This is a genomic window from Microcystis sp. LSC13-02 (assembly GCA_002282935.1).
Classification (GTDB): domain Bacteria; phylum Cyanobacteriota; class Cyanobacteriia; order Cyanobacteriales; family Microcystaceae; genus Microcystis.
In genome coordinates this window covers 1-17,469 of record MTBT01000068.1, presented here as the reverse complement: position 1 = coordinate 17,469, position 17,469 = coordinate 1, and the positions used below count along the sequence as shown (strand labels likewise).

14 protein-coding genes and 1 pseudogene are annotated in these 17,469 nt (G+C 42.7%); 5 read left to right on the top strand and 10 right to left on the bottom strand.

The features are described from left to right. A pseudogene (locus tag BGL89_RS04200) lies at positions 1–224 on the bottom strand (zinc ribbon domain-containing protein); the annotation flags it as partial. Positions 225–546: 322 nt separating this feature from the next. On the opposite strand from BGL89_RS04200, the gene gloA reads away from it, so the two are divergent. Beyond that, positions 547–957: a lactoylglutathione lyase gene (gene gloA, locus BGL89_RS04195; protein WP_002796773.1), complete on the top strand. Its 411-nt coding sequence runs from the start codon at positions 547–549 to the stop codon at positions 955–957. 21 nt (positions 958–978) lie between these two features. After that, the gene (locus BGL89_RS04190) at positions 979–1,452 is read left to right on the top strand and encodes a CYTH domain-containing protein (RefSeq protein WP_286824594.1); all 474 of its coding nucleotides are present in this window, start codon (positions 979–981) and stop codon (positions 1,450–1,452) included. Between the two features lie 18 nt (positions 1,453–1,470). On the opposite strand, the gene nusB is transcribed toward BGL89_RS04190, so the two are convergent. The 3 genes from nusB to hemJ all read right to left on the bottom strand — a co-directional run bounded on the left by nusB (position 1,471) and on the right by hemJ (position 4,758). Beyond that, positions 1,471–2,124, bottom strand: coding sequence for a transcription antitermination factor NusB (nusB, locus tag BGL89_RS04185; RefSeq protein ID WP_286824593.1), 654 nt, complete (start codon positions 2,122–2,124; stop codon positions 1,471–1,473). A gap of 155 nt (positions 2,125–2,279) precedes the next feature. Then, complete coding sequence (locus BGL89_RS04180; RefSeq protein ID WP_286824592.1) at positions 2,280–3,743, bottom strand: DNA phosphorothioation system restriction enzyme; 1,464 nt, start codon at positions 3,741–3,743, stop codon at positions 2,280–2,282. 427 nt (positions 3,744–4,170) lie between these two features. Then, positions 4,171–4,758 (bottom strand): protoporphyrinogen oxidase HemJ, encoded by a 588-nt coding sequence (gene hemJ, locus BGL89_RS04175; RefSeq protein WP_286824591.1) that lies wholly within the window; start codon positions 4,756–4,758, stop codon positions 4,171–4,173. Positions 4,759–5,572: 814 nt separating this feature from the next. Here hemJ and hemW point away from each other — a divergent pair. Continuing rightward, complete coding sequence (gene hemW / locus BGL89_RS04170; protein ID WP_286824590.1) at positions 5,573–6,745, top strand: radical SAM family heme chaperone HemW; 1,173 nt, start codon at positions 5,573–5,575, stop codon at positions 6,743–6,745. 17 nt (positions 6,746–6,762) lie between these two features. On the opposite strand, the gene BGL89_RS04165 is transcribed toward hemW, so the two are convergent. Together BGL89_RS04165 and BGL89_RS04160 are read right to left on the bottom strand one after the other, a co-directional pair. After that, positions 6,763–7,083 (bottom strand): cupin domain-containing protein, encoded by a 321-nt coding sequence (locus BGL89_RS04165; RefSeq protein ID WP_286824588.1) that lies wholly within the window; start codon positions 7,081–7,083, stop codon positions 6,763–6,765. After that, positions 7,083–7,655 (bottom strand): shikimate kinase, encoded by a 573-nt coding sequence (locus BGL89_RS04160; RefSeq protein WP_286824587.1) that lies wholly within the window; start codon positions 7,653–7,655, stop codon positions 7,083–7,085. The genes BGL89_RS04165 and BGL89_RS04160 overlap by 1 nt, the downstream gene beginning before the upstream one ends. Before the next feature lie 233 nt (positions 7,656–7,888). Between BGL89_RS04160 and BGL89_RS04155 the strand changes: the two genes are divergently transcribed. Beyond that, the gene (locus BGL89_RS04155; protein ID WP_151695534.1) at positions 7,889–8,962 is read left to right on the top strand and encodes a Gfo/Idh/MocA family protein; all 1,074 of its coding nucleotides are present in this window, start codon (positions 7,889–7,891) and stop codon (positions 8,960–8,962) included. Positions 8,963–9,013: 51 nt separating this feature from the next. Here BGL89_RS04155 and BGL89_RS04150 read toward each other — a convergent pair whose 3' ends face one another. Beyond that, positions 9,014–9,349: an excalibur calcium-binding domain-containing protein gene (locus tag BGL89_RS04150; RefSeq protein ID WP_286824585.1), complete on the bottom strand. Its 336-nt coding sequence runs from the start codon at positions 9,347–9,349 to the stop codon at positions 9,014–9,016. A gap of 402 nt (positions 9,350–9,751) precedes the next feature. Continuing rightward, positions 9,752–11,056 carry a histidinol dehydrogenase gene (gene hisD, locus BGL89_RS04145; RefSeq protein WP_286824583.1) on the bottom strand — a complete coding sequence of 435 codons (1,305 nt, stop codon included), beginning with the start codon at positions 11,054–11,056 and terminating at the stop codon, positions 9,752–9,754. Between the two features lie 252 nt (positions 11,057–11,308). On the opposite strand from hisD, the gene BGL89_RS04140 reads away from it, so the two are divergent. Continuing rightward, positions 11,309–11,995, top strand: coding sequence for a hypothetical protein (locus tag BGL89_RS04140; RefSeq protein ID WP_286824582.1), 687 nt, complete (start codon positions 11,309–11,311; stop codon positions 11,993–11,995). 230 nt (positions 11,996–12,225) lie between these two features. On the opposite strand, the gene metH is transcribed toward BGL89_RS04140, so the two are convergent. Both metH and BGL89_RS04130 read right to left on the bottom strand, forming a co-directional pair. After that, the gene (gene metH / locus BGL89_RS04135; RefSeq protein WP_286824581.1) at positions 12,226–15,789 is read right to left on the bottom strand and encodes a methionine synthase; all 3,564 of its coding nucleotides are present in this window, start codon (positions 15,787–15,789) and stop codon (positions 12,226–12,228) included. Positions 15,790–15,927: 138 nt separating this feature from the next. Further along, positions 15,928–17,058: a SpoIID/LytB domain-containing protein gene (locus BGL89_RS04130; protein ID WP_286824580.1), complete on the bottom strand. Its 1,131-nt coding sequence runs from the start codon at positions 17,056–17,058 to the stop codon at positions 15,928–15,930. Positions 17,059–17,469: the final 411 nt, after the last annotated feature.

Sequence of the window (17,469 nt, the reverse complement as noted above, 5' to 3'; positions counted from 1 at the left end):
CCAACAGTACCGTTGAGATGATTTCCCAAATATTTCAACCCTTTTTTAAGAATATTTATTGCTGCATTATGATCCCTATCTAAGACTGTTTGACAATTGGGACATTGATGAGTTCTAGTGCTTAATGTTTTTTGAACTCTCGTCCCACAAACTGAACAATCTTGAGAAGTGAAATGGGGAGGAACAGCAACACAAACAATCCGATAAATCTTGGCAAAAAATTCAAACCATCCTCGACCCTTGGTTAAATTAATTATCGAAAAAATCGGGTCTAAAACCTCGCCTTTTAAGGTGAAAAGTTTTTGGAGCGGGGCATAAATCCCCGTTACAAAAACGGCTTCCTGCCTCCTGCCCCCTGCCTCCTGCCCCCTGCCTCCGTTAAAACACAGTTTACCTACAAATGGTAGAATTAAAATCGTGCTTCGCCGTCAATATCCTGGTCGGATTTCATCCCCCGCAAAGGTTGATGTCTTGTCGAAAAATTTAGCGGGGGCATTCATCCGACATTTTAGGTAATTTTTCCATCGATGTCATCTAAAAATAATCATGCGTCTCTTACACACCATGCTCCGGGTCAATAACTTGCAGGAATCTTTACAATTTTACTGCGATGTGCTAGGAATGAAGTTACTGCGCCAGAAAGACTATCCCAATGGTCAATTTACCCTCGCTTTCGTCGGTTATGGCGATGAAGCTAATCATGCTGTCATCGAACTGACCTATAATTGGGGAGTTGATCGCTATGAAGTCGGTAATGCTTACGGTCATATTGCCCTGGGGGTGGATGATATCTATAGCACCTGTGAGAAAATTAAAGCTCTTGGTGGCAATGTCACCAGGGAACCGGGCCCGATGAAACACGGTTCTACCGTGATTGCTTTTGTGGAAGATCCTAATGGCTACAAGATCGAGTTAATTCAACTAGGAACCCAAGCTGCTGCCGTGGCTACGGCTTAAATTTATTGCCATCAAAAGCTTATGACTGTTGAAATTGAACGGAAGTTTCTGGTTAAAGGGGATTCTTGGCGATCGCTTGCGACCGGCAAGTTGTATCGTCAGGGATATATTCCCACCCAAGATGGATTGACAACTGTGCGAGTTCGTGTAGTTGGAGATCGGGGTTATTTAACCATTAAAGGCAAGACTGAGGGCATTAGTCGCCCAGAATTCGAGTATGCAATTCCCCTAGAAGATGCGGCGCTCATGTTAGAAAAACTCTGTAAAAAACCTTTAATTGAAAAGATTCGTCATCGCATTTCTCTGGATAATTTAACTTGGGAAGTTGATGAATTTTTGGGGGATAATCAAGGTTTGATTATGGCTGAAATTGAGCTAGAACAAGAGGAGCAAGTCATTACTATTCCTGATTGGATCGGCCAAGAAGTCACGGGAGATGAGCGATACTACAATATCAATTTACAGAAATTTCCCTATAAAATGTGGTCATTGTAGTATTAATTTCTTGCGGGGTTAACTCTGGGTAGATACGGCTTTTTCTGATTCATTGAGCTTATTCGTTACCCGTCGGAGAACACCATTAATAAAGCGATAACCTTCATCATCAGAATAACGTTTTGCTAATTCGATCGCTTCATTAATCGCTACTTTTTGAGGTAGATCGAGATAGAGCATTTCTGCGACGGCAATTTGGAGGATATCCCGATCGATTCTTGGTAAACGATGTAGTTGCCAATCCACTAAAGCGCCGGTTAATTCCTGTTCGATTTCCGCACGACGACGATAGACTGTACCGATTAATTCTAGGGCATATTCCCGCACTTCGTACTGACTAGATAACTGAACAATTTCGGGAAAATCTATCACGGTTCCTAAACGATTAATGGCATTGTGAGTAAGAGAAATTGCTTCTTGTACCATAGTTTGAGCGCTTTTTAGATTTGTGGCCTTAGTATCACTAGCGAGAATCCGTTCATTGCCGCGACTAATTTCGGCAGCAGCGGTTTCTAAGGTTTCTTGAATTTCCAGGGTTAAGGTTCTAACTGCGACTAAAATTAAATCGTTTAAAGTTTGCTGTTCTAGGTTTTCAGGATTGCCTTTAATCTGACTTAAACTCAAAAGGGCAAGTTCTCGAGCAATGCGACGGGGTTGTTGACGGGGAGACATAGAAGTTTAGAAGTAGAGGAAAGAAAATTATACAACTTTATTGATCGCTATTCGCTTGGGTTAATTTTTCTCGGCGATCAATCTTGACTTTCAGATCAATTCTTGACTAACCTCTATTCTAGCATAAAAGCTGCCAAGATTTAACTTTTCAGGTTTTAATTAGACAAAAGACAATATCTATCTTGAATCTCCCCTAATTTAGTCTCAGCTTCTTGAGCATTAATAGCTAATTGGGCAAACTCTAGAAAGCGTTTTAATTCCTTGCGTAATAAATTCCTTTCTACTTCCCAGGTTTCTCGATCTAAGGTCGGTGGCATAACAATCATATCAAATAAAGTGGCCTGTTTTTTATCGGGATGGGGTCGCAATATTCGCCCGCGACGCTGAATAAATTGTCGAGGATTACCACTACTAGCCAGAATGACTGCGTTTTGAATTGATGGCAGATCTACTCCCTCATCTAAACATCTAATTGCCACTAATCCTTGTAGATAACCCTCCTCAAATTGTTGGCGAATTTTTTCTCGTTCTTCTAGGGAAGTTTCTGCGGTGTAGGTAGCAACTCGATAACCTAATTGATTGCCCAATAAATGAGTAACTGCTTCTACCTGACGACGATAATTAGCAGTATAATTTTCCACATAACCATCCCCACAATAAAATAAAGTATGATCCGTATCTAACCGCTCTTGCATCAGTTGTTGTAAAGCCTGTAATTTATTACTTGCTGAACCAACTAATCGTGACCTTTGCATTAACAAAGCGGTGAGGTTCTCATTACTATTTAAATTACTATTTTTCTGCAAAGTCCAGCCGATTCTTTGGGTTAATTTTGCGTATAATAAAGCCTCACCGTCGGTTAATTCAACCAAGACTGGATAATAAAAATAATTGACTAAAGCTCCTTTGCTAATAGCATCAGCTAGGGTAAATTCTGGTTGTAGAATTTGCCCAAAATAATCAAGAATAGCGTCAGTTCCTTCCTCATCAAAATATCTTTCAGGAGTGGCGGTTAAAGCCAATCTTAGACCTAAAGAACGGGGTAATAATTCTTCTAATCGGGGGGAACCTAAATTATGTGCTTCATCACCAACAATTAAAGTTTTATCGGGAAAAAATTTTATTTGTGATTGAAACCCCTCGCTAATAAAAGTTGAGTTAGTAGTTAAAATAGTGACAAATTTTTGATTACCCGCTTGCACATTATATAACTCTGTGGCTAGTTGACTTTGCCATGTATGGACACTTTCGTAGGCTAAAATCGGTTTAAGATTAAATTTTTCCGCTTCTCGTTGCCATTGATTGACTAGGTGACGATAGGGGCAAATTACTAATAATACTTGCAGTTCTATCGCTTGGTAAAGTTCCATGGCAATAGCTAAAGCAGTAATAGTTTTACCGCTGCCGGTGGCCATTTTTAAAGTTCCCCGTCCCCGATTACGAAACCAACTGATAATCGCTGTATTTTGGTAGTCTCTCAATTCTAAATCGGGGGGAATTCTAGGAATACCAGAGGGATTAACTCGATAGAATCCTCGCAATTCAGCAACTTGTCTGAGCTTGCGGGAACTCAGAAAATCTCTAGTTATTTTTTCCCAATCTATCCAGCAACTATTCATAGGACCTCTTGTAAAAATCAAAAATTGTTGTTAGGGTTAGGAGTCAGTAGCCAGGAGTCAGGAGAATTAAGAATAAATAATAATCAGTTAAATGGTCTATTTACAGATTTTAGGCAATTTAATCCTTATTTTTGCCGTTTTTGAACCCTGAAAAATTAATTATGCAAGAGGTTTATAATAATAAATCCTGTTTAAAAGGTATCGGGGAGCAGCGGAGCGCCGGAGCAGGGAGAAACAATCCATAGCTTGGGAGTTCATCACACTATTAAAAATAGTTTTTGTATAAGCTCAAAAATAGCAAAAAGCCAAAAACCTAAAAGCTAAAGGTTGCTACCTATACAATGGGGATGGACTAAAAAGACCATCCCACAGCTGTCAAACCACTCTTAACTGTTATCCTAGAAACCTAGGGAATGATTGAGATAATTCACCTGGTCGCTACTTCTTCTTTTTGGGGAGTATTTTGCCGAAGTTTTTCTTGATCTTTGCGACGTTTTTTAGCATAAAGTTGGATTGTCACCGCCATTAATACCACTAAAGCTACAATTAACCAAGTGGTCAAATCGAGGGGTAATTGATTCTTAAATACTGCCAAAAGGACAATAACTACCAATAACAGGGTTGGTGCTTCATTTAATGCCCGAAATTGCTGTCCCGTCCAATTACATTCCCCTTTTTCTAGCTTTTTCATGATGCGACCACAGTAGAAATGATAGAGCAGTAAAAGAGCCACAAAGGATAATTTAATATGTAACCATCCCGATTTTAAAATTTCCGGTTCTGTGGAGATTAAACCGATCGCCATGGCCACGGTGACAATCATCCCCGGTGTGGTGATGATATTGTAGAGTCGCTTCTCCATGATCTCGTATTGCGCTTTCAGAATAGCTTGTGCGGGTTCCGTTTCTGTTGCTGCCTCCCCATGATAGACAAACAAACGTACTAAATAAAATAGTCCCGCAAACCAAACAACTACCCCAATCAGGTGAAATGCTTTAAACCAATAGTAAGCCATAGTCTATATTGTGATGTGAGTCCCGAATTAATTAGTCTAAGAGCTATCCATACTTTCCCAGACTATCCCTATACAAAAGTTTAGACGGAAAATAGGGGTTGGGGAGCAGGGGAGTAGGGAGCAGGGAGCAGCGTAGAAAAAAGCTGTCTCCTGAATACTGTCTCCTGACTTGAAAGAGGGTGTGGGGTGTAGGGTGTAGGGTGTGGGGGGGTCACTGCGTGCGCGTTGCGGGGGAAGAATAAATAAAAATAATCTCCTGACTCCTATCTCCTGTCTTCCGACTCCTAACTCCTAACGCAATGGTAGATGTTGGATTTTTGCAAGAGTCCTATTTTCCGACAAAGATAAGCAAAAATTATTGATTGACTCCAAAATCTTGAGAATATTTAAATTAACATTCCGCAATATTTACAAATTCTTAAAAATTAATTGAGAAATATTTTCATTTAACAACGATGTTGCAATGGTTACAGCGATTTGACATAATTTCATAATCGGCTATCCACACCTAGAAGGTAATCCTCATTAAAACGGGTAAATGAGTCAATTTAACCCACAACGATGATCTTTTTTTTGTGTAGTTTTATTGCAAAGAAAAAGTTTTTTTGACAAAAAGCACAAAGTATGATATTGTCTAACGGATTTCTAGCTGCGAGTAGTCATCAGATACGAGTTACAGCGTTTCTCAGATAGATGAGGTTCGTTCTTGCATCTAAAATACTTGATTAGCAAGGGTTAGTCTGTACCTCACCTTGACGAGAAAGGCTGTATGAGTTCACTGATTACTGATTACTGTTCACTGATAACTGCTGTAATGCCCTATTTTGACCCCGTAACCTCGGTTTATATTCATATTCCCTTTTGTCGTCGGCGCTGTTTTTACTGTGATTTCCCGATTTTTGTCGTCGGTAATCGCACCAATCCGGCGACTTTTCCCCCTGTGGTGGAGTATGGGGAAATATTACAAGAAGAAATTAGCCTTAGTCAGGGGACGGGGAAACCCCTAGAAACAATTTTTTTTGGGGGGGGGACTCCTTCCCTGTTACCGGTGGAATTATTAGGATCAATTCTGGATACTTTAGCTAAAAAGTTTGATTTTGCAGCTGATATAGAGATTTCTATGGAGATTGATCCAGCTACCTTTAGTTTAGAACAATTACAGGGTTATCTTAGCGCGGGAGTCAATCGGGTTAGTTTAGGAGTACAGGCTTTTCAAGAACCATTATTACAGGTTTCTGGTCGATCGCATACCGTTAAGGATATCTATCATGCAGTGGAATTAATTCAGGGATTGGGAATAGTTAACTATAGTTTGGATTTGATTTCGGGATTGCCACAACAAACCCTCACAGATTGGGAAAATTCCCTAGAAAAAGCGATCGAACTGCAACCGGCCCATCTTTCCTGTTACGATTTGGTCTTAGAAGCGGTTACTCCTTTCGGTAAACAGTATCAACCGGGAAAAAAACCCTTACCCGATGATGAAACCACGGCAAAAATGTATGTTTTAGCCGGTGAAAAACTAGCTTTAGCCGGTTATCAACATTACGAGATTTCTAACTATGCTAAACCTGGTTATCAATGCCGACATAATCGAGTTTACTGGGAAAATCGTCCCTATTACGGCTTTGGTATGGGGGCTGCTAGTTATCTTCATCAACAACGTTTTACCCGTCCGCGCAAAAGTCGCGACTATTTCGCTTGGGTAAAAGAAGGCTGTCAGATTGACGTGGAGAAAAATAGTTTTATCGATGATCTTCTCGAAACCTTAATGCTAGGGTTAAGGTTAGGGTCAGGGGTGAGTTTACCCGCCATTGAAGCTAATTTTGGTTCGGAAATCAAAAAAGCAATTTTAGAGGTCTTAGAGCCGCATAAACAGCGTAATTTAGTAATAATTGAGGGGGATAGCAGGGTCAGATTAAGCGACCCTGAAGGTTTTTTGTTTTCTAATATCGTTTTAACCGATTTATTCGATCGCTGGCAATAGTTAGAAACTATAGTTTCCTAGCGATAATAGACAGCTAACCAAATACAAGGGGGATTATTGCTAGTCAATTCGACGCGATGTTTTTGGTGAGGAGGAATCAGGAGATAATCCCCTGCTTGCAGATTAACTTTGTTGCCATCTTCATAGCTAATCTCAGCAAAACCCTGTAATAAAATCACCCATTCAAAGTCAGATTGATCGTACCATTGACCGATGGGAGTGGTTTGACCAGTGGAAATAATTCTTTCCAGACGAATAGCCTGACTTTGGGCCAAAATTTCCAGAATTTCTCGGTCAGGAATTAGTTCAGGTAAATCAAAAATTGAAGCTGCTGTCATTAGTTATGATCCCTTTCTGGATGAAAATCTTTAATCACCGTCGGTATTGCTGTTAAAATTTTCTCAACGATATCAGTAGGTGTATCTAGGTCAGAAACAACAATCCGAAGATCTGCTTCTGCATAAAGTCCTCGTCTTTGTTCTAATAATAATTCCAGGTTACTTTCTAAATCAGTGGACTCAAGCAAGGGACGAGAGGTATCTTGTTTTAAACGTTTAACCAAGACTTCGAGAGGAACATCTAACCAAATCATTAAACCGTGACGAAGATAACTCCAATTCATCGGTTTTAAAACCATCCCTCCCCCGGTAGCAATCACAGTTTTAGTCAGAGAGGATAATTCGGCCAAAACTTGGGTTTCTAACTCCCGAAAAGTCGCTTCTCCCTCGTCGGCAAAAATTTCCTTAATTTTCTTTCCCGCGACCCTTTCTATTAATATATCTGTATCAAAAAAACGATATTGTAACCGTCGGGAAAGCAACTCTCCCAGGGTGGATTTGCCGGCCCCCATCATTCCTAGCAAAAAAACACTTAATCCCCGTAAGGAGTTAAAATCTGTTGCATTGTCCATAGTTAAAATTTAGCTGAATGTAGTCCTCGCTACTAAGGGACGATGTTTTGATAAGCATTTAGGAGTGAAAACCCGCAGGTGAAATCAGAAAATCTTCTCAGAACTGCCATTGACACCGACATCGTGTCAGAATCTGGATAACCATGATACCATCTTGGTAATTAATCGACAAAATCAGCTTGATTAATTTAATCAAGTGGTGTGAGGAGTGTGAACACAGGAGTCTAAAATTCATGTCCAATCAACCAGCAAACTTTCCGGGTAACAGAAATCAACTCAAACCGATTAAAGTCGGGGTTATCGGGGTCGGTAACATGGGACAACACCATAGTCGCATCCTGAGTTTATTAAAAGACGTGGAATTCGTCGGGGTGGCCGATGTCAACGTCGAAAAGGGACTGGAAACTGCCAGTAAATACCGAGTCCGTTTTTTTGAAAATTATTTAGATCTCTTACCTAGGGTAGATGCGGTTTGTATCGCTGTCCCCACGCGGTTACACCATCGAGTCGGGATGGACTGTCTGCAAGGGGGAGTACATACCTTGATCGAGAAACCGATCGCCGCTAGTATTAGTGAAGCGGAATCTTTAGTCAATGCGGCAGCCGATCACGATTGTATTCTGCAAGTGGGTCATATCGAGCGTTTTAATCCCGCTTTCCAAGAGTTATCGAAGGTCTTGAAAACCGAGGAGATTCTAGCGATTGAATCCCATCGCATGAGTCCCTATTCCCAGCGAGCTAATGATGTCTCGGTGGTGTTAGATTTAATGATCCATGATATAGATTTAATTTTAGAATTAGTCGCCGCTCCTGTGGTGAAATTAACCGCTAGTGGTAGTCGCGCTGCCACTGATTCCGGTTATCTCGATTATGTCACTGCCACCCTTGGTTTTAGTAATGGAGTGGTGGCTAATTTAACCGCTAGTAAGGTGACTCATCGCAAGATTCGCCGTTTAGCAGCCCACTGTAAAAATTCTCTCACGGAAGCGGATTTTCTCAACAATGAAATCCTCATTCACCGGCAAACCACCGCTAACTATAGCACTGATTACGGTCAAGTTCTCTACCGTCAAGATGGTTTAATTGAAAAGGTTTATACTAGCAATATTGAACCTCTACACGCGGAATTAGAACATTTTGTTCATTGTGTGCGCGGTGGGAACCAACCTTCCGTCGGTGGGGAACAAGCTTTAAAAGCTTTACGATTAGCTAGTTTAATCGAACAAATTGCCCTTGATGGTCGCGTTTGGCAACAATCGGACTGGAATTATCAATATCTTAATTCTCCCGTGATTACTGCTTCTTAATTGTTTTTACCCCGATTCTTTAAGTGAAAGAATTGGGGTGAGGAAACCAAATTAGTTATTTTGAGAACTTTTCAAACATTTTTCTGAGGATTTTTGACCACACCATTGACTTTCACAGGGAACTCCATCACCGTCTCCATCCATTTTGACATTGGGGCAGTTTCTCAAGAAAAAAGTCGCTTCTGCACAGGATGTCATCTGCGAACAGTGAGTTCTACCATCGCAGCGAAATTGTGGAGAAGGACTAGGTTTTTTCTGGGGATTGGGACGATTATTGTTGTTAGCTACGGCTAAATTATTGAGGGTTTGATTGCCAGAAATTGGTGATTTTATTGATATTTGTTCCCCCAGAAAAAACAGAATTAAAATAACAACTACTTTTTTCATAAAATGCTTGCCTGATTCTCTACGTCTCACATTCTAGCATATATTTTGTAAATGCGCTAATATTTAACAGTAAAGCCGTCGTAGAACGACGGGGTTTCAGACCCAAAATTTTCGATGACCGACATTCTGGTAGATAGCAACGTCATTCTTGATGTTGTAACCGAAGACCCGCAATAGTTTGAGTGGTCGGCTCAAATGCTCACAAACTACGCGGAGCAAGGAAATTTAGTGATTAACCCAATTATTTAGGGTCTGCTGAAAAAGTTTTTCGGTGGTGGTAGGGTGTGGGGAAAAAGTACCTGAATTTTCCCCCTGATCACTCCCAGTCCGGTACTTTTTGATTGACAAAAAGTCTAAAAGTCTTACCCAACAAGGTTTTTACATTTATTCAGCAGACCCTATTTAGAGTAAAATTTCCCTGTGTTGAATTGCTAATTTATGGGCGGGAAAACCTTCGTACTCGGCTAAAGTTTTCGTGGTTTCTTTTAACTTTTCAAAGCCTTCAGGGGTGACATAAGCCAAAGTGGAGCGCTTCAGAAAATCATAAACCGAAACCGCCGAATAGGAACGGGCAAAACTTCCTGTGGGCAGCACAGCATTGACTCCGATGGCGTAGGTAGCCATAGAGGAAGGAGTATGATTTCCCAGGAGAATTTCGCCAGCATTTTTAATCTTGCCCAGAATGGCAAAAGGATTACTAACTAAAACCTCTAGATGTTCCGGGGCGTACTCATTGACAAAATCGAGGGATTGCTGCAAACTATCGGTTAAAATTATGCCCCCATAGGCGGCTAAACCCGCCTCACAGAATTCCCGTCGCCAATCCGGGAGTTTTTGCAGGTATTCCTGAGCATATTCACTAGCGGCGATCGCCACATCTTCACAGTGGGTGACTAATAAAGCCGCCGAATCCGCCCCGTGTTCCGCTTCAATTAATAAATCCAAGGCCGCTAAACGGGCATCGGTGGACTCATCGGCCAAAACTATCGACTCACTCGGACCTGCCGGCAAACCCACATCCACAGTGCCGAACAGTAACCGTTTGGCCGCCGCCCCATAGACGCTGCACGGACCTGTAATTTTGTCAACCCTTTTGATATTTTTTGTTCCCAAAGCTAAAGCGGCGATCGCTTGTACGCCCCCTAATTTATAAATTTCTCTGACTCCAGCCATCTGCGCCGCCACCAGAGAAACGGGTTCCACGTTGCCCTGTTTATCGGGGGGAGTGCAAACGACAACTCTTTCCACTCCTGCCACCATTGCCGGGATGGTTAACATTAACATCATCGAGGGAAAAGCACCGCGGCCCCGGGGAACGTATAAACCCACATTGGGGATAGGAGAGATTTTTTCGCCGGCAAAGACACCGGTTTCAATTTCTGCCAGTTGTGTTTCTTCCGGCATTTGGCGACGATGTACCTCTTGAATATTCCGGAAAGCCTGTTCAATGGCAGTTTTTACTTCCGGTTCAATTAAATGAAACGCCCGCTCAAATTCTGCCTCGCTGACTTTGATATTTTCTACCGTCGCACCTTCGTAGTCAAAACGCCGCACATAGTCCACAACGCCGGCATCCCCCCGTTCGCGGATGGTTTCTATGACCGTTTGAGCGACTTTTAGGGCGTTATCAATATCTAACTCGGCTCTTTTCTGAAGTTTTGCCCGTTCCGCGCTACTTAATTGCGAAAGTTTTAATATTCTAACCACTATTGCTACTCCTACTGCCCCCGTCCTCTCAAGAATAACGGGGAATCTTATCTTTTTTAATTGTAACCTTTGGGGGAGTGTCGGAGTGGGAAGTGGGAAGTAAACAGTAACCAGTAATCAGTGAACTGAAAACTCACATCTGATAACTGATAACAAAGGCCGAATCTAAAACCTAATTTGTTAAGCTAAAAGCTTTATTGCCAGATTCTTTCTCTTGCCTCTTGCCTCCTGTCCCCTGCCTCCTTGGGTATAATGCAGATCATGTATAAGCTCTCTTGCTGTTCTGTAAATGCGATCGCTCTTGCTTTATTATGGGGGGCGATTGGTCCGGTGTGGGCAGAAACGGAGTTAGACTTAGACCCGAAAATTCGGCAAGAAAGCCCCGTTTTAGAGCGTTGGTTAGAAAAAATACCCGATATCGCCGAAGAAATTCGCAATGATCCTAGTTTTCGCACTCGTATCCGTTTAGGGTATGCCCAGTTTCCTTCTAGCGATAATTCCAGTGGCGTGATTTTGGGGGTAGAAGATGTGTTTTTCGGTCAAACCAGTTTAACCCTAAGCGGCGATTATCAGACGGCTTTTAACGGCAAAAGGACGGCAATAGGAGCAAATTTACAATACTATCTCCTCCCTTTGGGTGATTATGTCAATCTGGCTCCCATGGTGGGCTATCGTTACATTCAGACAGGAAATTACAGCACCGATGGGCTTAACTTAGGATTAAAGCTCAAATTAGCCCTTTCTCGCACGGGGGCAGCAGATATCACCGTCAGTCAGAGTTTTATCTCCCCAGGGGGTGCTAACGAGGTGGGATTGACTACTCTTTCGGTTGGTTATGCGATTACCTCTAATTTACGTTTAGCTGCCGATATTCAAGCCCAAAATTCCCGCGCTCGTAAAGATAGCTCCCTAGGAATTTTACTGGAATGGCTGCCCTAATTAGGGTTTGCGGCAAAAAGTTTTTCGGTGGGGGTAGGGTGTGGGGTGTGGGGTGTGGGGTGTAGGGTTTTACCGATAAAAACTCACACCTGATAAGCTGTTCGTAGTTTAAATTGCTTGTTGAGATCAGGCGGTCGGCAGGGGGGCAGGAGGCAGGAGGAAAAATCGAATATGCAATTTAGATTCAAAACAGCTTAACTGATAACTGATCACTGATAACTGATCACTGATTAGGTACTAAAGTATTTAGCGGTGGGGTGATAGGTGATAATGGCGGTGGTGGATTGTTCTGGGTACAATTGTTCGCTTTCGTCCATAGACATCCCAATGCGATCGCATCCTAACAGACCTAGTTGCTTGTATTGATCCTGAATATTGGGACAAGCGGGATAGCCGAAACTATAGCGAGAACCTTGGTAACGCTGTTGCAGTATATCGCGGATATTATCAGGATCGAACTGTGCGAAACCTAACTCGCGACGGATGCGGGTGTGGGTCCATTCGGCCATGGCTTCGGCGGCTTGGACAGCCATGCCGTGATAATAGAGGTATTCGGTATATTGGTTGGCATCAAAGAGAGATTTAGCGTATTCCGTGGCGATTTCCCCCACTGTCACCGCTTGCATCGGGAAAACGTCGATAATACCGGATTCCTGCGGGGCGAAAAAGTCAGCAATACAGAGACGACGACCGGATTTCTGGCGAGGAAACTCAAAAATGGCGATCGGTTGCAGATTTTCGGGTTTTTCGCCCGCTTGTATCGATTCGGGATCGTAAATTAAGAGGGAATTACCAGAGGATTGACAGGGAAAATAACCATAAATTAATGTGGGGTTTAGTAAATTTTCCTTGACAATTTTCTCTTTCCATGCTGCCAGAATTGGATGAACTTTTTCCTGTAAAAACTGGTCGTATTCCTGCTTCGGTTGGCTTTTTGGTTTGCGGAATTGCCATTGACCGACAAATAAAGCTTGTAGGTCCAAATACCAGAAAACCTCCTCGATGGGAATTTCTGCTGCTGTTAATATTTTAGTACCCCAGAAGGGCGGTGTTGGTCGGGGAATATTAACTTCCACCGCTTCCGAACGACGGGTATCAATAACTAATTCTTTGTTGACGCTGCCATCGGTAAAAATAGTATCGGGATTAACCTCTAATTCTTCTGCGACAACCGGGGTTTTTTCTCCCTCGACAAACTCCCCTAAAAAGCCTTTACTATCATCCCATTGGCCCCCAGCTTTAGCGGGCATTAATTTATCCATAAAATGCAGGTCAGAGAAGGCATCTTTACCATAGATAACCTTTCCATTGTAGGTTTTTTGACAGTCATCATGGACAAATTTAGGAGTTAAAGCTGCCCCGCCAAGGATAACGGGAATGGTGATTCCTTTTTCGTTAAAAACCTCCAGATTTTCCTTCATAAAAGCCGTCGATTTCACCAATAAACCGCTCATAGCGATACAATCGGCTTTATGTTCTTTGTAGGCTTCGATGATATTTTCTACGGGTTGTTTAATGCCCAAATTAATCACCTTATAGCCGTTATTGGTCAAGATAATATCAACTAAATTTTTACCGATATCGTGAACATCCCCTTTAACTGTTGCGATAATAAAAGTCCCTTTGGCATTATTATCCCCCTCTTTTTTCTCCATAAATGGTTCTAAAAAAGCAACGGCTGCTTTCATAGTTTGGGCAGATTGGAGAACAAAAGGTAACTGCATTTGTCCTGAACCAAATAACTCACCCACTACCTTCATCCCATCCAGGAGGAAAATATTAATAATATCTAGGGGTGGATAGTCCTGTAAAGCTTGATTCAAAGCACCTTCCAGTCCCAATCTTTCCCCATCAATAATATGCTGTTTTAAGCGTTCCTCCACGGGTAAATTAGCATTACTAGAGGGGTCTTTTTTAGTAGTTTTCCCCGCAAATAATTCGGTTAATTTGGTCAGGGGATCATAAACACATATATCGCCATCAAAACGACGATTATCATAGATTAAATCCAGACAAACTTGCTGATATTCTGGTTCAATTTTTGCCAGAGGAAGAATTTTATTAGCACTGACAATTGCCCCATCCATCCCCACCTGCATCGCTTCGTTGAGGAAGACGGAATTTAATACCTGACGCGCTGCTGGATTCAAGCCAAAGGAGATATTAGACACACCTAAAATCATGTGACATTCTGGCAATTCTTGGCGAATTCGGCCTATTGCTTCGATAGTAGCCTTGCCATTTTCTCGGTCTTCTTCGATACCGGTAGAAATCGGTAAAGCTAGAGGATCAAAAAAGATTTCGTAGGGAGGAATTCCGTATTCTATCGCCGCATAATAGGCCCGTTTAGCTATCTGGAATTTTTTCTCGGCAGTGCGTCCCATTCCTTCTTCATCAATGGTTCCAATTACTACCCCCGCACCGTATTTTTTCGCTAAATCCAAGACTTGATAAAAACGCGGTTCCCCGTCTTCGTAGTTAGTAGAGTTCAGGATACATTTACCCCCCGCTACTTTTAACCCCGCTTCCATTTTTTCCCATTCGGTGGAATCTAACATTAAAGGTAGGGTGACATTATTAACTAAACGAGAGGCTAATTGGTGCATATCGCGCACCCCATCCCGGCCCACATAATCGACGTTGACATCCAGAATATGCGCCCCTTCTTTTACCTGCGCTTTCGCCATAGATACTAAACTATCCCAGTCTTCATCATTGAGAAGTTCCCGACATTTTTTAGAACCACTGGCGTTTAATTTTTCCCCGACAATCAGGAAAGAATTATCTTGAATATAGGGTTGGGTACTATAAATAGAAGCGGCGGAGGGTTCATAATGATAATGACGAGATTTTGGAGTTAAACCCTGACTTAGTTCCGCTAAAGCTTGAATATGGTCGGGACGAGTACCACAACAACCGCCGATAATTTGTACTCCCAAATCTTCGATAAAGTGCATTAAAGCCATTTTTAATTCTACGGGAGTGAGGCGATAGTGCGCTTGACCGCCGACATTTTCCGGTAAACCAGCATTAGGAATACAAGAAACAATAAAAGGGGAATTTTCCGAGAGATATTTAATATGGGGTTTCATCAAATCGGGACCAGTGGCGCAGTTAAGTCCCAAAATATCGATTTTATAGGGTTGTAAAATAGAGACAACGGCGTTAATTTCCGTTCCTACTAACATCGTTCCCATGGTTTCCATCGTCACTGAAACCATTAGGGGCAATCGTTGACCTTTTTTCTGAAATACTTCTTCAATAGCATTTAAAGCCGCTTTAATTTGCAGGACATCCTGACAGGTTTCTACTAATAATAAATCTGCTCCGCCATCATACAGACCCTCTACCTGTTCCACATAGGCATTTTTGAGCGTATCAAAGTCAATATGACCCAAAGTGGGCAGTTTTGTCCCCGGCCCCATGGAACCCGCCACAAAACGGGGTTTTTCGGGGGTAGAGTATTTATTCGCGCAAGCTTTGGCCAGTTCGGCGGCGCTTTTGTTGAGATAATAGGCTTGATCGGCTAAATCGTACTCGGCTAAAACTATCGAGGTTCCCCCGAAGGTGTCGGTTTCAATCACATCCGCACCCACCGCTAAAAAAGCTTCGTGGACTTTGGCTACGGCACTAGGTTTAGTATGGACAAGATACTCGTTACACCCTTCGTATTCTGCCCCACCAAAGTCCTCGGCCGTGAGATTTTGGCTTTGTAGGGAAGTTCCCATCGCCCCATCAAAGACGAGGACGGGATGTTTGGGTCCGTTGAGGTAGTCGAGAAAGGGGCTATTCATAGAGAGATTTACTGCTATAGCATTTTGAAAGTTTATTCTAATACAGTTACTAGAAATCTGCTATGGTCGGCATTTCAGTGATCAGTGATCAGTTATCAGTGATCAGATTTGAGTTTTCAGTCGAGAAAGCCTATCAATCTAATTTTGTAGAACTAGACGGGCTAAACCAACTCCGGGATAATAATTACCGAGAATTTGTTGATAATCTAGGCCTTTTTCCGCTAATTTATAAGCCCCAGTTTGACTCATACCGCGACCACCGTGGGCCCAAGCGACAATTTCATCGGTGGCAGCATAAAGAGACTCGACTACACCCCCTTTATAACTGAGAATCTGCCCAGCAGTGGCATTAACCGCTTGGTGAGTCGATTGATACTCCGAGCGAATGCCTTTATATACCTGCCAGCGTTGGCTATTACCCAGATGAAACCAAGCATTAGCGGGGCGGATCATGTGTACTAGGGCGTAGGAACGGGCGGCGATCGCTTGTGCCTTTAAAGCGTGCATTGGCGCGGTGGAGTGCATTTCACTCCCCACCACACTATAGAGATAGGCCTCTAAATTAACATGATTGACCACTAACAAGCGATCGCCTTGGGCCACCAGCAGCACTTTGCCCCGATACCAACTATCATCCACATAAACTAAACCATCGGCACTGGTGGGCTGCACAAAAATCACCTCTGGCAGCGATAAATCGCCCATTTTTAAGCCCTTGGCACCTGGAATGACCGGTAAACCCTCGTTAGTGGCAATCGTTTTTAAACCACGACCTTGGCGATCTGTGATCACCGCCGGCCCGTTAACTCCAATCAAAACACTGGCCACATCCCTTTTGATCGCCACGCGAATTTCTATGGCCGGCGGCGTATAATTAGCGGGAACCACTAAAGGTTGTCTAGTCACCGGTTTAACCGCGGCAGCGGGGGAAGTATTAGGGGAAGTATTAGGGGAAGTATGGGCCGATGGTGCTAATTTTTTCGGCGCCGAGGGGGAAGATTGGGGAGAGGGCGCTAGTTTCGGCGATGGCGCGGTTAAGGGTGCGATCGGAGATGGGATAATAGGAGCAGGGGAGGCAGCAGTTTCTAGATTTGCCTGCGGTTGCGGGGTTTCTGGTTTTTCCTTGGCTAAATAAGTTAAGAGAATTGGCGTAAAAGTAGCGATCGACAACAAAGGAACGGCACAATGACGCAGCAGGGAAAAATAGGTACTAGCAGCAAATTTCATTTTAATCACACCATCTTTAATTTTCTTATCTAACTTTATCATTCCCCTCTCAGGCCAGGCAATTCTAGACAAAAACTCTCGTATTTTTGAGCTTGTCAGGACAAATCAGGCTGAAATAGTCAAGAAAAGCCGAAAAAATTCTTAACCGCCCATCCTTAGATTAGCTGAATCTCCTCTAATCCAAGCTCTTCTAGGTTCTGTGTGATCAGCTTAACTTACCATAGAAGCGATCGATCTTTGTGTCCTTTGTGTCTTTGTGGTTCGTTCCACTCCCTCGCTAGGCTGACAGAGATGTTTCAGGATTTTGAGAACCTCGTATAAATCCCCCGGATTTCTCATGGCAAATAAACGAGAGGTTCCGTTTGACACTCCCATCGCTAAAAGCGAGGGATTCTTGGTTCATCGAGTTTCCTTGATCTGGCAGGACGTATCCAACCAAACCAGAGGGAATCT

What these genes read in the sequence shown, in the direction of transcription:
- BGL89_RS04160 (WP_286824587.1), bottom strand. Translation starts at nt 7,655, where the DNA reads ATGGACAATGCAACAGATTTTAACTCCTTACGGGGATTAAGTGTTTTT.
- BGL89_RS04150 (WP_286824585.1), bottom strand. Translation starts at nt 9,349, where the DNA reads ATGAAAAAAGTAGTTGTTATTTTAATTCTGTTTTTTCTGGGGGAACAA.
- BGL89_RS04165 (WP_286824588.1), bottom strand. Translation starts at nt 7,083, where the DNA reads ATGACAGCAGCTTCAATTTTTGATTTACCTGAACTAATTCCTGACCGA.
- BGL89_RS04140 (WP_286824582.1), top strand. Translation starts at nt 11,309, where the DNA reads ATGCAGATCATGTATAAGCTCTCTTGCTGTTCTGTAAATGCGATCGCT.
- metH (WP_286824581.1), bottom strand. Translation starts at nt 15,789, where the DNA reads ATGAATAGCCCCTTTCTCGACTACCTCAACGGACCCAAACATCCCGTC.
- nusB (WP_286824593.1), bottom strand. Translation starts at nt 2,124, where the DNA reads ATGTCTCCCCGTCAACAACCCCGTCGCATTGCTCGAGAACTTGCCCTT.
- BGL89_RS04130 (WP_286824580.1), bottom strand. Translation starts at nt 17,058, where the DNA reads ATGATAAAGTTAGATAAGAAAATTAAAGATGGTGTGATTAAAATGAAA.
- hemW (WP_286824590.1), top strand. Translation starts at nt 5,573, where the DNA reads ATGCCCTATTTTGACCCCGTAACCTCGGTTTATATTCATATTCCCTTT.
- BGL89_RS04155 (WP_151695534.1), top strand. Translation starts at nt 7,889, where the DNA reads ATGTCCAATCAACCAGCAAACTTTCCGGGTAACAGAAATCAACTCAAA.
- gloA (WP_002796773.1), top strand. Translation starts at nt 547, where the DNA reads ATGCGTCTCTTACACACCATGCTCCGGGTCAATAACTTGCAGGAATCT.
- BGL89_RS04180 (WP_286824592.1), bottom strand. Translation starts at nt 3,743, where the DNA reads ATGAATAGTTGCTGGATAGATTGGGAAAAAATAACTAGAGATTTTCTG.
- hemJ (WP_286824591.1), bottom strand. Translation starts at nt 4,758, where the DNA reads ATGGCTTACTATTGGTTTAAAGCATTTCACCTGATTGGGGTAGTTGTT.
- BGL89_RS04190 (WP_286824594.1), top strand. Translation starts at nt 979, where the DNA reads ATGACTGTTGAAATTGAACGGAAGTTTCTGGTTAAAGGGGATTCTTGG.